The 12,205-nt window shown below is 58.6% G+C and carries 11 protein-coding genes and 1 pseudogene; 9 read left to right on the top strand and 3 right to left on the bottom strand.

From position 1 onward, the window contains the following. Positions 1 to 84: 84 nt before the first annotated feature. Entirely contained in the window at positions 85 to 411 is a 327-nt protein-coding gene (locus tag RDU24_RS09485; RefSeq protein WP_308735507.1) for a hypothetical protein, read from the bottom strand. Positions 412 to 610: 199 nt separating this feature from the next. Here RDU24_RS09485 and RDU24_RS09480 point away from each other — a divergent pair, with 199 nt between their 5' ends. Both RDU24_RS09480 and RDU24_RS09475 read left to right on the top strand, forming a co-directional pair. Further along, positions 611 to 808, top strand: coding sequence for a BRO-N domain-containing protein (locus RDU24_RS09480; RefSeq protein ID WP_308735506.1), 198 nt, complete (start codon positions 611 to 613; stop codon positions 806 to 808). Positions 809 to 906: 98 nt separating this feature from the next. Next, positions 907 to 1,080: a BRO-N domain-containing protein gene (locus RDU24_RS09475; RefSeq protein ID WP_308735505.1), complete on the top strand. Its 174-nt coding sequence runs from the start codon at positions 907 to 909 to the stop codon at positions 1,078 to 1,080. Positions 1,081 to 1,233: 153 nt separating this feature from the next. On the opposite strand, the pseudogene RDU24_RS16000 reads toward RDU24_RS09475, so the two are convergent. Next, a pseudogene (locus RDU24_RS16000) lies at positions 1,234 to 1,326 on the bottom strand (hypothetical protein); the annotation flags it as partial. Between the two features lie 1,025 nt (positions 1,327 to 2,351). After that, a complete protein-coding gene (locus RDU24_RS09465) occupies positions 2,352 to 3,014 on the bottom strand; it encodes a recombinase family protein (protein WP_308735503.1) in 663 nt (220 codons plus the stop codon). 38 nt (positions 3,015 to 3,052) lie between these two features. On the opposite strand from RDU24_RS09465, the gene RDU24_RS09460 reads away from it, so the two are divergent. The 7 genes from RDU24_RS09460 to RDU24_RS09430 all read left to right on the top strand — a co-directional run bounded on the left by RDU24_RS09460 (position 3,053) and on the right by RDU24_RS09430 (position 11,894). After that, positions 3,053 to 3,580, top strand: coding sequence for a Fic family protein (locus RDU24_RS09460; RefSeq protein ID WP_374989756.1), 528 nt, complete (start codon positions 3,053 to 3,055; stop codon positions 3,578 to 3,580). A gap of 706 nt (positions 3,581 to 4,286) precedes the next feature. Then, complete coding sequence (locus tag RDU24_RS09455; protein WP_308735501.1) at positions 4,287 to 4,496, top strand: helix-turn-helix domain-containing protein; 210 nt, start codon at positions 4,287 to 4,289, stop codon at positions 4,494 to 4,496. Continuing rightward, on the top strand, positions 4,493 to 6,010 hold the full coding sequence (locus RDU24_RS09450; RefSeq protein ID WP_308735500.1) for a type I restriction-modification system subunit M: 1,518 nt from the start codon (positions 4,493 to 4,495) through the stop codon (positions 6,008 to 6,010). Before RDU24_RS09455 ends, RDU24_RS09450 begins: the two co-directional genes overlap by 4 nt. Continuing rightward, a complete protein-coding gene (locus tag RDU24_RS09445; protein WP_308735499.1) occupies positions 6,007 to 6,234 on the top strand; it encodes a hypothetical protein in 228 nt (75 codons plus the stop codon). The genes RDU24_RS09450 and RDU24_RS09445 overlap by 4 nt, the downstream gene beginning before the upstream one ends. Beyond that, positions 6,231 to 7,754: a type I restriction-modification system subunit M gene (locus tag RDU24_RS09440; RefSeq protein WP_308735498.1), complete on the top strand. Its 1,524-nt coding sequence runs from the start codon at positions 6,231 to 6,233 to the stop codon at positions 7,752 to 7,754. Before RDU24_RS09445 ends, RDU24_RS09440 begins: the two co-directional genes overlap by 4 nt. After that, entirely contained in the window at positions 7,751 to 8,947 is a 1,197-nt protein-coding gene (locus RDU24_RS09435; protein WP_308735497.1) for a restriction endonuclease subunit S, read from the top strand. The genes RDU24_RS09440 and RDU24_RS09435 overlap by 4 nt, the downstream gene beginning before the upstream one ends. After that, positions 8,940 to 11,894 carry a type I restriction endonuclease subunit R gene (locus RDU24_RS09430; RefSeq protein ID WP_308735496.1) on the top strand — a complete coding sequence of 985 codons (2,955 nt, stop codon included), beginning with the start codon at positions 8,940 to 8,942 and terminating at the stop codon, positions 11,892 to 11,894. The genes RDU24_RS09435 and RDU24_RS09430 overlap by 8 nt, the downstream gene beginning before the upstream one ends. Positions 11,895 to 12,205 lie beyond the last annotated feature (311 nt).

The raw sequence follows: 12,205 nt of genomic DNA, 5'->3' as shown, positions 1-12,205 counted from the left end.
ACGTCCACCAAATCCCCCCCCAGACTCAAGGCGGGCGGCAAGCACACGCCCACCGCCCGCTTCCTGGCCTAGCCGGTTGCGCCGCTACCCGATCTGCGGGGCCTCCGCCTGCCGCGCCTTCCGCTCCAGCGTGAGCCACAGGCGACCCACCCGCAGATGCCGGGCGCTGTCCTCCGCCCACCAATCCAAGGCCGGGCGCTCCGTCCGCGTGCTGAAGATGCCACGGCCAAGGATCACCCCAGCCAGCCCCAGGCCGCGCCGGGTGAACGTCACGTCCAGGGCCAGGAGCCAGCGGGGAAGGATCGCCAGGGTGAAGCCACGGGACTGGAGGCGCACGGCCAGGAGGCCGCAGAGGTCCAGGGCGAACAAAGCAGGGGGCGGGGTCTCGGTGTCGTAGGTAAACAGGTCCATGGGTCGGTTCCTCCTCAAGGGTTTTGCCCGACCCTATGCCCGCACCAACACGTCACGTCAACATAAAGTTAATGATTCTCACATGTTATACAATCTACATCCAGGTGCCACGCTCCTCTCGATCCCCGTCCGGTGGGCATCGCCAGCCAGTAGGCCCGCCCTTCGCCGCAACATCCCCGCCAACCCCGGCAGCAACCCCATGTTCAACTTCGAGGGCCGGTCCCTGCGTGTGACCAACATCGACAACAAGCCGTGGTTCACGGCCCGTGATGTCGTGGTCTGCCTCGGGCTGAAGAACATCACCATGGCCTTGGCCCCGTTGGCCTCGGATCAGAAGGGAGTCAAAACTTTTGACACCCCTGGTGGTCGTCAGGCATGCCCGCCACTCATCCGATGAGTGGCAGGATCGTCTCCCTGGTGAAAAGAGAATGTAATTTTACCACACTCTCCCTGTTCCCCAGGACGAGAAGGGACTTCATCAGATGAACACCCCTGGTGGCCCCCCAGAAGGTCGCCGTCATCTCCGAGTCGGGCCTCTACAAGCTCATCATGCGCTCGGACAAGCCCGCCGCCAAACGCTTCCAGAACTGGGTGACCCGTGAAGTACTCCCCGCCCTCCGCAAGGACGGCATGTACGTCATGGGCGAGGAGAAGGTGAAGACGGGGTAGATGTCCGAGGACGAGGTTACCCCCTGTTCGACAAGGGGTATGCGCCGCCCGCACGCCTAACATGGGAAACTCCCAGCATAGGGTCACGGTCTCGGTCTTCTCCAGCATGGCGAAGTGCTTGGCGGCGTCGAGGGTCAGGAAGTACTCCTTGGTCGGACGGCCACCGAGGGGGTTTTTGACCGTTCCGTCAAAAACCACGAAGTCCTCGTTTTCCTTGAAGTTGCAGGCGTCGATGCGCTGCTTCACCCAGGTGGCGTACTCGCGCTTCGAGCCGAGCGCCTTGTGCAGCTCACGGGCGTTGACGGTGTCGATGAGGCCATCACCGAAGGCGGGGCAGGTGCCGATGGGGACGAAACCCTTACTGAAGGTAATGCAACCAAGCCCAAGGGTATCACCGATGCTGATACCCTCACAGCCGCACCACCCCACCAAACGTAACAGATGCTCAAGCCCACAGGTGCAGAATGACCAGGGCGGCAGGCAACGCAGGGCCTGGATCACCAGGAGCGCCCACGTTGCCTGCCGCCCACAGCCAGAAAGTGGGGATCACGATCTGCGGCCTCACCCATGCCCGGCCCTAGCCCACACCACGCCCTGCCCTCGCCAGGATGCCCCAGGCACAGCAGCGGCCCCACCGCTGGGCACCTGGGAGGTCCTGGCGCTGGTCCAGGGCGATAGGCTGCCCAGGTAGGCCTGGGTGGGTGGTGGTGGATCAGGATGAACAGGGCAGCTACTTGAGAGCTGGGAGGGGCTACGGGAGGACTCGCAGTATCTTGAAGCTATCTCTAGGAGGAAGACTACTCATAACCCTACAAGGAAGACTATGGGTGGTCTTACTGGTGGTCTACAAGTAGATTACTTGTAGTATATCTTAAAATAGCACAACTGGACCAGTCTTGCAAGAGGAAAGTGCAGGAATCCACACCCTGTCTCCTAAAACATGTCGGGTAATTACACGGCCTGGGCACACTGCATCGACCAGATCGACGGACGCATGGAGATGCGTCATATTTGCCACCCAGGAGGCCCGCAGACGCGCCCCCCCGCCTCTCGGCCACAACGGCACCGCAAGGCCGCCAGAACGCCCCGCAGGGCCACCCAGGCGCTTTTTGCGAGGGGCACCCCCAGGGCCAGGATCAGCACCAGGGAGCGAGGCCACCGAAGGTGCCCCAAAAGGTGCGCCTTGTTTCCAAGGAAGTGGCTGGTAATTCGGCCCTGTTTGCAAAGAAGCGTTGGGGGAGTAAGGCCAACGCGGTATTTCAGCCCCCACCTCACAGCCCCAGGCGCTTCAAGGCCCTCTGCACAGCGCACAGGCTCCAGGTGCAGCCCTGGGCCGTCCTGATCCCCAAGGTGTTCAGCTCCTCCACCATGCGGCGCTGGGTCATGCCCTGCCCCTTGAACGCGGCCAAGGTGCCCCGCAGGCGCTCCACGCCCTGGTCCGCCTTCTCCTGGCGGGCCGTGTTGATCCGCTCCAGGTTGGGGTTGCCCAGCTTCTTGCCCTGGGCCTTCACCCTGGCAAGGCCGTTCTTGGTCCGCTGGCTGATGAGGGTCCGCTCCATCTGGGCAGCCATGGCAAAGGCGTTGATCAGGATGTCCGTGGTCATGTCACCCTCGCCACGGGCCACCACGTTCTGCTTGATGATGTGCACCTCCACCTTCTTGGCGGCCAAGTCGCCCATGATGTTGTGCACCTCACGCATGGACCGGGCCAGCCGTGAGACTTCGGACACCACCAGTACGTCCCCACGCTTGAGCCTGTCCACCAGCTCGACGATCCGGCGCTTGCTGATGTCCTTCCGGGAGCTGATCTCCACCTCCAGCCACTCGGACACCTCCAGCCCCAGCCGTGCGGCGTAGGCCGTGATCTCCATCCGCTGGTTCTCCAAGTCCTGCCTGTCCGTGCTGACCCTCAAGTAGGCGTAGACCTTACCCATGCTGGGCACCTCCTCCGTGCTGACAGCATTTCTAAACGATCCATCCGTTCCTGGACGGCAACGGTCGCCTGGGCCGACTCCTCATCACCTTGCTGCTCTGTGAACAGAAGATCCTGCGAGAGCCCCTGCTGTACCTGAGCCTGTATTTCAAGACTCATCGGCAACGGTACTACGAACTGTTGGGCCAAGTCAGGACCGATGGCGACTGGGAGGCTTGGCTTGAATTCTTTGCCGAGGCTGTTGTCTTAACTTCCTCACAAGCGGTCGATACCTCAAGACGCCTGCATGAGCTCGCCGCAGCAGACAGAGAGAAGTTGACCACACTAGGGCGCGCTGCAGAATCCACCATCCAGATTCACAAGGCGTTCCTGGCTCATCCTGTGGCCACGGCCAAGTCCCTGGGGGCCAGGACCGGGATCAGCCCGGCCACGGTCAACAAAAGCCTTGTTCTTCTGGAGCGGCTTGGGATCGTGCGGGAGACCACCGGCAGGAAGCGCGGCAGGGTTTTCAGCTATGGCGGTGTGTTGGACATCATGAATGAAGGGCTAGAATTGCCTGCCAGGTAGGCGCGTGACAGGATGCTTTGGAATGACAGCCGGGCGAACTCGGCTATCAGGCATTTGCGTAACGCACTAGCTCAGTTAGCATCAACGGAAACCCACTCCCCCGGAAAGCACCTCCAGCTTTCTCCGCATTGGCCTTCGGCCCTCACCCAAGCCTCAATTGACCCCCAAAGAGCCTGACGGGCACGTCCTGCGGGGCATACTTGGGGGCATACGCAAAATATATCCAGATGATTGCCAAATATGCTGGGAGATTGCTGCAGGCATTCGGCCGTTACCATTGCCTCCGACTAGTCGTATCAAAAAACACAGAACGCATAAGCGCCCCCTCTCCCTACATGCACTCCCTACCCCAAAGTCACTTGCAGGACATCGCGCACGGTTGTAAGCAATTCCTATTTCCTTAGGCTTATAGCCATCGGAACCGCACGAGGAGAACATGCAGCATGCCCCACCGGCGCCAGCCGCCCCCAGGGAACCACCTCTGGACTCAAGATAGGCATCCCAGACTTACGAGTGGTACAACTCATGGGGGCAGGCCATGCGCCCCTGAGCCGATGTTTGCGGCCTTATCCGGACGAAAGCGTTTGACAACCGGCCCCTAGCAAAAGCATTCTATAGAATGCCTTAAGCTGGAGAAGCTGCACCCAACATCCACGTTACCGCCTCTGGCGTGGCAAACACAAATCGCCCATGAGGACACATAATAATGGCCGAGATAGAAGACCGCTGGTTATCGGTAGATGAGATAGGTAAGTTCCTCGGTGTCAGTAGTGACACCGTTTACCGCTGGATAGACAAGCATGCGATGCCCGCCCATCGAATGGGCCGCCTTTGGAAGTTCAAGAAAGACGAGATCGACGAGTGGGTGAAGGCTGGCGGTGCGGCGGACAAGAGCAGACAGGATCAAGCAGAATGAGCAAGAAGAACGGGAATAATAATTCAGTCGATCTGGATATCGGGACCCTCTCCGGGCATCTCTGGGAGGCGGCCAATATCCTGCGCGGTCCTGTCGACGCGGCTGACTTCAAAACCTACATCTTCCCTCTGCTGTTCTTCAAGCGGCTCTCCGATGTCTACGACGAAGAGTATGCCGTGGCCCTGAAAGACTCCGACGGCGACATGGAATTTGCCCAATTCCCCGAGAACCACCGGTTTCAGGTTCCGGAGGGCTGCCATTGGAAGGATGTCCGGGCCAAGAGCGTCAATATCGGCCATGCGCTCCAGAAGGCCATGCGCTGCCTCGAGCAGGCCAACCCGGACACCCTGCATGGCATTTTCGGCGATGCCCAGTGGACCAACAAGGATCGTCTATCTGACGCATTACTCAAGGACCTGATCGAACACTTCTCGTCGCTCAACCTGGGCAATAAGCACTGCAAGGCGGACATTCTCGGCCAGGCCTATGAATACCTGATCAAGAAATTTGCCGACCTGACCAATAAGAAGGCCGGTGAATTCTATACCCCGCGCTCTGTGGTCGCGCTGATGGTTCGCATTCTAGCGCCCAAGGCCGGGGAATCCATCTATGACCCGGCCTGCGGGACTGGCGGCATGCTCCTCGAGGCCCTGCATCATGTCAAAGAGCATGGCGGCGATGAGAACCTCATGCTGGGCAAGCTCTACGGCCAGGAAATGAACCTGACCACATCCTCCATCGCCCGAATGAACCTCTTTCTTCACGGCGCAGAAGATTTTCATATCGAACGCGGCGACACACTGCGCTTGCCCGCCTTTTATTCAGGCGACAGCCTCGCCACCTTTGACTGTGTCATCGCCAATCCTCCGTTCTCACTGGAAAAGTGGGGTGACGACGTCTGGGTCAACGACCCTTACGGCCGCAACTTTGCCGGGCTGCCGCCTGCGACCTCTGCTGACTTCGCCTGGGTCCAGCACATGATCAAGTCCATGGCTCGCAAGACCGGACGCATGGCCGTGGTGCTTCCCCATGGCGTGCTGTTCCGCATGTCCAAGGAGGGCGAGATCCGGCGCAAGCTGCTGGAGATGGACATCCTCGAAGCGGTGATCGGTCTCGGCCAGAATATTTTCTACGGCACTGGTCTCGCGCCGTGCGTCCTGGTCTTCCGCGACAGCAAACCCAAGGCACACCGCCAGAAGGTGCTGTTCATCAACGCCTCGAAAGAGTTCAAGACCGGCCGCGCCCAAAACGAGCTGTTGCCGGAACACGTGGACAACATCCATCGCTGGTACGAGGGCTATCAGGACGTGGAAAGGATCTGCCGGGTGGTCACGCTCGACGAGATCCGCGAGAATGATTTCAACCTGAACATTCCACGCTATGTGGAGCCGGTGATCGAGGAAGAATCCATGACCATCGATCAGGCCGTCGCCAATCTCAAGGAATCGTTGCAGGCGGCGTACACGGCAGAGGATCGCCTGAAGGTGCTGCTGCTCCGGGAGGGGCTCCTGTGAAGATATACCAGTACAGATCACCCATCGGTCGGTTCCTTATCAAACCGCAAGCCAACGGTCGCTGGGGACTTTGGTTCAAAGACGACCTGCTCGGCTCCTATCACGCTGCCATGGCGGCCGCCGATGACGTCTACATGCAGGCGACCGGCGATTACGACTGGGATTCTCTGGATGACGCCGATATTCCAACGGATATATCTGAATGGGAAGTGGTAGCACGGTGAAAAAGAATAAGCACATTTCTCAATCGGAGTTGGAATCCTACCTCTGGGGCGCGGCCACCTTGCTGCGTGGCTACATCGATGCCGGGGATTACAAGCAGTTCATCTTCCCTCTGCTGTTCTACAAGCGCCTGTGTGACGTGTACGGCGAGGAGCTGGCCGATGCGCTGGAGGAATCCGGCGGCGATCAGGAATACGCCGCACTCCCCGAACAGCATCGCTTCCAGATCCCGGAAGACGCTCACTGGAAGGCGACCCGCACTAAGGTTGAGAACGTGGGAAAGGCTATCCAGGACTCGCTGCGGGCTATTGAAACAGCCAACCCCGACACCCTGTACGGAGTCTTCGGTGACGCCCAGTGGACCAACAAAGACCGCCTGCCGGACCGTATGCTGCGCGAGCTCATCGAGCACTTCAGCTCGCAGACGCTTTCACTCGCCAACTGCCCGGAGGATGAGCTGGGTGTGGGCTACGAGTTCCTGATCAAAAAGTTTGCCGACGATTCCGGCCACACGGCTGCTGAGTTCTATACCAACCGCACCGTGGTCCATCTGATGACAGAGATGCTCGAACCCAAACCGGGGGAGTCGATCTATGACCCCACCTGCGGTTCAGCGGGCATGTTGCTCTCCGCCGTCACCCATCTGAAGCGTCAGAACAAGGAGTGGCGAAACGTGCGGCTGTTCGGCCAGGAGCGCAACCTGCTCACCTCGGCCATCGGCCGGATGAACCTATTCCTGCACGGCATCGAGGACTTCCGCATCGTCCGGGACGATACCCTGGCTAATCCCGCCTTTGTCGAAGGCGACCAACTCATGCAGTTCGATGTGGTCCTGGCCAATCCGCCCTACTCCATCAAGCAGTGGGACCGCGATGCCTGGTCCGCCGACCCGTGGGGCCGGAACATCTACGGCACCCCACCCCAGGGCCGCGCCGACTATGCCTTCTGGCAACACATCATCAAGAGCATGAAGGCCAAGAGCGGCCGCTGTGCCATCCTGTTTCCGCATGGTGTTCTCTTCCGCAATGAAGAGTCGGCCATGCGCGAGAAGCTGGTCGCCCACGACGTGGTGGAGTGTGTGCTGGGGCTCGGCCCCAACCTCTTTTATAACTCGCCCATGGAAGCATGCGTAGTCATCTGTCGGATGAACAAACCCAAGGAGCGCAGGAACAAGGTGCTCTTCATCAACGCGGTTAATGAGGTGACCCGTGAGCGGGCACAGAGCTTCCTCACCGAAGACCATATCCAGCGCATTGTCGCCGTCTACCAGACGTTCAGTGACGTGGACGGCTTTGCCCGGGTGGTCGGCAATGACGAGATCAAGGAGAAAGCCAGCAATCTCAGCATTCCGCTCTACGTACGGGCGGGCAACGGAAACGGCAATGGCAATAGGGCGATCGAAACGGTCAGCCTTAAGCAGGCTATTGCGAACTGGCAGGAAAGCTCGATGGCTTTGCGGGAGTCGATGGATGGCCTCTTCGAATTGCTTGAGGATGCGCGGGTGATGGGAGGTGCCAAATGAGCACGCGCCCCCTGAAGCCTGGCTGGAAGATGGTGAAGTTCGGCGAGGTGGTAAAAAACGCCAATCTTGCGGAGCGTGATCCCGAAGCCAATGGAATTGAAAGAATCGTTGGCCTTGAACACATCGACTCCGAGAATCTGCATATCCGTCGCTGGAATTCCGTCGCGGATGGCACATCCTTTAGCCGCAAATTTGTGCCAGGACAGACTCTTTTCGGCAAGCGCCGGGCTTATCAACGCAAGGTCGCCTATGCCAAGTTTGAAGGTATTTGCTCTGGGGATATCCTGACGTTCGAGCCGAAAAACAGTAAGGTTCTGCTGCCGGAACTTCTGCCTTTTATCTGCCAGAGTGATGCCTTCTTTGATCATGCACTTGGCACCTCGGCCGGCTCGTTGTCGCCAAGAACCAGTTGGGCCGCGTTGCAAGATTTTGCATTCCCGCTGCCGCCCCTTGATGAACAGAAGCGTATTGCCGAGATTCTGTGGGCGATAGATGAATCCGCGATGAGCTGGAGCAATTCCCTTTGCGCTATGTCTGGATTAATGCAGGCTACAATAGATTCATTTGTTTACGGTTCAGATGGGAAAACAAGCCAGTGGCCGCAAGTTAAACTTAGTGATCATGTGGAAGAAAGCTTGTATGGCCCTCGGTTTCCCGCAGGACTGTACTCCCCGGAAGGCAACGCATACACCATTCGAACTACGGACTTTGATCGAGTAGGAGGAATTGAGTATGCCGATGTTCCCGCCGCGAACCTTGAAGAGAGCGTTGTTAATAGACATCTGCTTCAAGACGGCGATTTTCTTCTCTCTCGGTCTGGTGAGTATGCAGGTCTAGGCGCAGTATTCAGGGCACAAGAAGACGGACGTATCTACATACCAGCAGCATTTTTAATTCGGTTCCGGTTGCGTGGATCGCTCTTGCCAGATTATCTAATGGCGCTATTCAGATCAAAGTTTCATCGGTTGCATGTTCTTCCTTTGGCAAAAGGAAGCGCGCAACCAAATATTAGTGGCTCGAGGGCTCTTGATTTGTTGATCCCTACGCCTCCAATCAAAAAGCAAGAACAGCTATTGCGATATATCGCAGAGATAAGAAATCGGCAGGAAGAGCTGAAGAGCCATTGGCATATGGTAAGCACGACAACAAAAGGGCTGATCGATTTCTATGTGACGGGAGCCGCCCATGTTTAACGAAGAAAATACGGTCGAGCAGATGGTTCTCGACACGCTCTGCAGCGGCGAGATTTCGAGCATGGTCGCCGAAGAGCTTGCGAGCTACGGTGGCGAGATCAAGGGCTGGCGAGTCGTGCCCGCCGAGGAGCTGCCCCGGCAGCATTCCGACATGCTGGTGGAGTCGATGGTCCGCGACGCCCTCATCCGCCTGAACCCGGAGATCAAGGCCCAGCCCGACCGCGCCGACGAGGTGCTCTACCGCCTGCGGACCATCCCGCTGTCGGTGCAGAGTGAAGGCCTGGTGCGAGCCAACGAGCTGTTCGCCGAATGGCTGCGGGGCGAGAAGTCCATGCCCTTCGGCGAGCGCGGCGAACATACCCCGGTACGCCTCATCGACTTCGAGAATCTCAGCAACAACGATTACGTGGTCACCAACCAGTGGGTCTACCCGGTCAAGGAAGGTGGCCGCCGTTTCGACATCGTTATGCTCGTCAACGGCATCCCGCTGGTAATCGGCGAGGCCAAGACTCCAGTGCGCCCGGCGGTGACCTGGGTGGACGCGGCCAGCGACATCCACAACGGCTACGAACAGAGCGTACCGCAGATGTTCGTGCCCAACGTCCTCTCCTTTGCCACCGAGGGCAAGTGCTATCGCTACGGCTCGGTGCGCATGCCCATCGATATATGGGGACCGTGGCACGAGGGCGAGAACAAGGCCGAGGGGACGCTTGCGGACGTGCAGCGCTCCACCCGTTCCATGCTGCGTCCCTATGTGGTGCTGGACATCCTACAGAACTTCACCCTGTTCGCCACCGACAAGAAACACCGGCGTATCAAGATCATCTGCCGCTATCAGCAGTACGAAGGCGCCAACCTAATGGTGACCCGCGTGGTCAAGGGCTACCCCAAGAAGGGCCTGATCTGGCACTTCCAGGGCTCGGGCAAATCGCTGCTCATGGTGTTCGCCGCCCAAAAACTGCGGATGCACCGCAAACTCGGCAACCCCACGGTGATGATCGTGGTGGACCGCATCGATCTGGACACCCAAATCACCGCGACCTTCAACGCCGCTGATATCCCGAACATGATAGGGGCGGCCACCCGGCAGGAGCTGCAAGGTTTGCTGGCGGCCGATACCCGCAAGATCATCATTACCACCATTCACAAGTTCGGCGAGGCGGACGGCCGCCTGAACGAGCGGTCGAACATCATCGTGATGGTGGACGAGGCGCACCGCACCCAGGAAGGCGACCTGGGCCGCAAGATGCGCGACGCGCTGCCCAATGCATTTCTCTTTGGCCTGACCGGAACGCCCATCAACAAGCGGGACCGCAACACCTTCTGGGCCTTCGGCGCAGACGAGGATGAGCAGGGCTACATGAGTCGCTACTCGTTCCAGGACTCGATCCGGGACAAGGCCACGCTACCGCTGCACTTCGAGGCGGTGGACGTGAAGCTGCACATCAACAAGGACGCCATCGACGAAGCCTTCTCGCAGATGACCGATGAGCTGAGCGAGTTGGATCGTGACGACCTGGCCAAGCGGGCCGCCAAGATGGCGGTGCTGATCAAGGCCCCGGCACGGGTGAACGCCATCTGCCAGCACATTGTCAAGCACTTCCAGGAGAAGGTGGGGCCGAACGAATTTAAGGCCCAGGTGGTGACCTTCGACCGTGAGTGCTGCGTGCTTTACAAGAAGGCCATGGACGAGTTGGTCGGCCCGGAGGCCAGCGCCATTGTCATGCACACCCAGGGTGGCAAGTCCGACGAGTACGCGGAATGGAAACTGGACAAGGACCAGGAGGAAAAGCTCCTCGACCGTTTCCGCGATCCAAACGACCCGCTCAAGTTCCTGATCGTCACTTCCAAGCTGCTGACCGGCTTTGATGCACCCATTCTGCAGGCCATGTACCTCGACAAACCGATGAAGGATCACAACCTGTTGCAGGCCATCTGCCGCACCAACCGTATCTATCCCGGCAAGACCCACGGACTAATCGTGGATTACCTGGGCATCTTCGATGATGTTGCCACGGCCCTCGATTTTGATGAAAAGGCTGTCCAGAAGGTCATCACCAATCTGGATGACCTCAAAAAAGAGTTGCCCGGTGTGGTGGCGAGATGCTTGGCGTTCTTCCCGGGCGTGGACCGCACCGTCGGAGGCTACGAGGGACTGATCGCGGCGCAGGACTGCCTGCCGGATAACGAGACCCGAGACAAATTCGCAGCGGAATACTCCGTACTCTCCCGTCTGTGGGAGGCGCTGTCTCCCGATCACTGTCTTGGCCCTTATGAAAAGGACTACAAGTGGCTGACCCAGGTGTATGAGTCAGTTAAGCCGCCAAGCGGCAACGGCAAGTTGCTATGGCACGCCCTGGGGGCCAAGACCATCGAACTGGTGCATGAAAACGTGCATCTGGAGACGGTACGGGACGACCTGGACACCCTGGTGATGAACGCCGAGGTACTCGAAGGGCTGCTCGATGCCAAGGACCCGGACAAGAAATCCAAGGAAATCGAGATAAAGCTCATCGCCCGCCTGCGCAAGCACAAGGACAATCCGAAGTTTGTCGCCCTGGGCGAACGCCTCGAAAGGCTCAAAGAACGGCACGAACAGGGCCTGCTCCATAGTCTCGACTTTCTCAAAGAGCTGCTAACCCTGGCCAAGGAGGTCGTCCAGGCCGAGAAGCAGGTGGACCCGGTCGATGAACAAGCCAAGGCTAAAGCTGCCCTTACCGAGTTGTTCGCCGAGGTGAAGAACGGCAAGACGCCAATGATGATCGAGCGGATCGTGACCGATATCGACGAGATCGTGCGCTTGGTCCGGTTCCCCGGCTGGCAAAACACCAAGGCCGGAGAGCGCGAGGTCCAGAAGGCCCTGCGCAAGGTGATTTACGTGAAGTACCAAGTCAAGGACCAGGATCTGTTTGACAAGGCGTTCGGATATATCCGGCAGTACTACTGAGATGGGATGGTAATGAGGCTCTATTGCTAAAGCGGGTCAGGCAAAGATGATCATTGAAAACCGCAAAGGCGACACCTTTGACGGATGGCCTGCACGCACCATACGGGAGGCGGGCGAGATTCCAATTGCCGAAATCGCTGAGCTTGCCCGACACCATTGACTTGCCGTTCTTTGAACGCGGTGCTCTGTCGACCATGAGATGCAAATTGAGGGGGCAATACGCGAATGGAGTTTGATGCAACCAGCGACTATCCATTTGTTGCAGCACCTTGGGGGGACTGAACATGTTTTGTTTCGTTTCCCAAACGTTT

The organism is Humidesulfovibrio sp. (assembly GCF_031082295.1).
GTDB lineage: Bacteria > Desulfobacterota > Desulfovibrionia > Desulfovibrionales > Desulfovibrionaceae > Humidesulfovibrio.
Note: the sequence above shows the minus strand (reverse complement) of the source record. Positions and strands in the feature narration are given on the sequence as shown.

Coding starts and splice junctions, on each gene's coding strand:
- RDU24_RS09450 (WP_308735500.1), top strand. CDS start 4,493: ATGAGCAAGAAGAACGGGAATAATAATTCAGTCGATCTGGATATCGGG.
- RDU24_RS09465 (WP_308735503.1), bottom strand. CDS start 3,014: ATGGGTAAGGTCTACGCCTACTTGAGGGTCAGCACGGACAGGCAGGAC.
- RDU24_RS09485 (WP_308735507.1), bottom strand. CDS start 411: ATGGACCTGTTTACCTACGACACCGAGACCCCGCCCCCTGCTTTGTTC.
- RDU24_RS09455 (WP_308735501.1), top strand. CDS start 4,287: ATGGCCGAGATAGAAGACCGCTGGTTATCGGTAGATGAGATAGGTAAG.
- RDU24_RS09430 (WP_308735496.1), top strand. CDS start 8,940: ATGTTTAACGAAGAAAATACGGTCGAGCAGATGGTTCTCGACACGCTC.
- RDU24_RS09480 (WP_308735506.1), top strand. CDS start 611: ATGTTCAACTTCGAGGGCCGGTCCCTGCGTGTGACCAACATCGACAAC.
- RDU24_RS09435 (WP_308735497.1), top strand. CDS start 7,751: ATGAGCACGCGCCCCCTGAAGCCTGGCTGGAAGATGGTGAAGTTCGGC.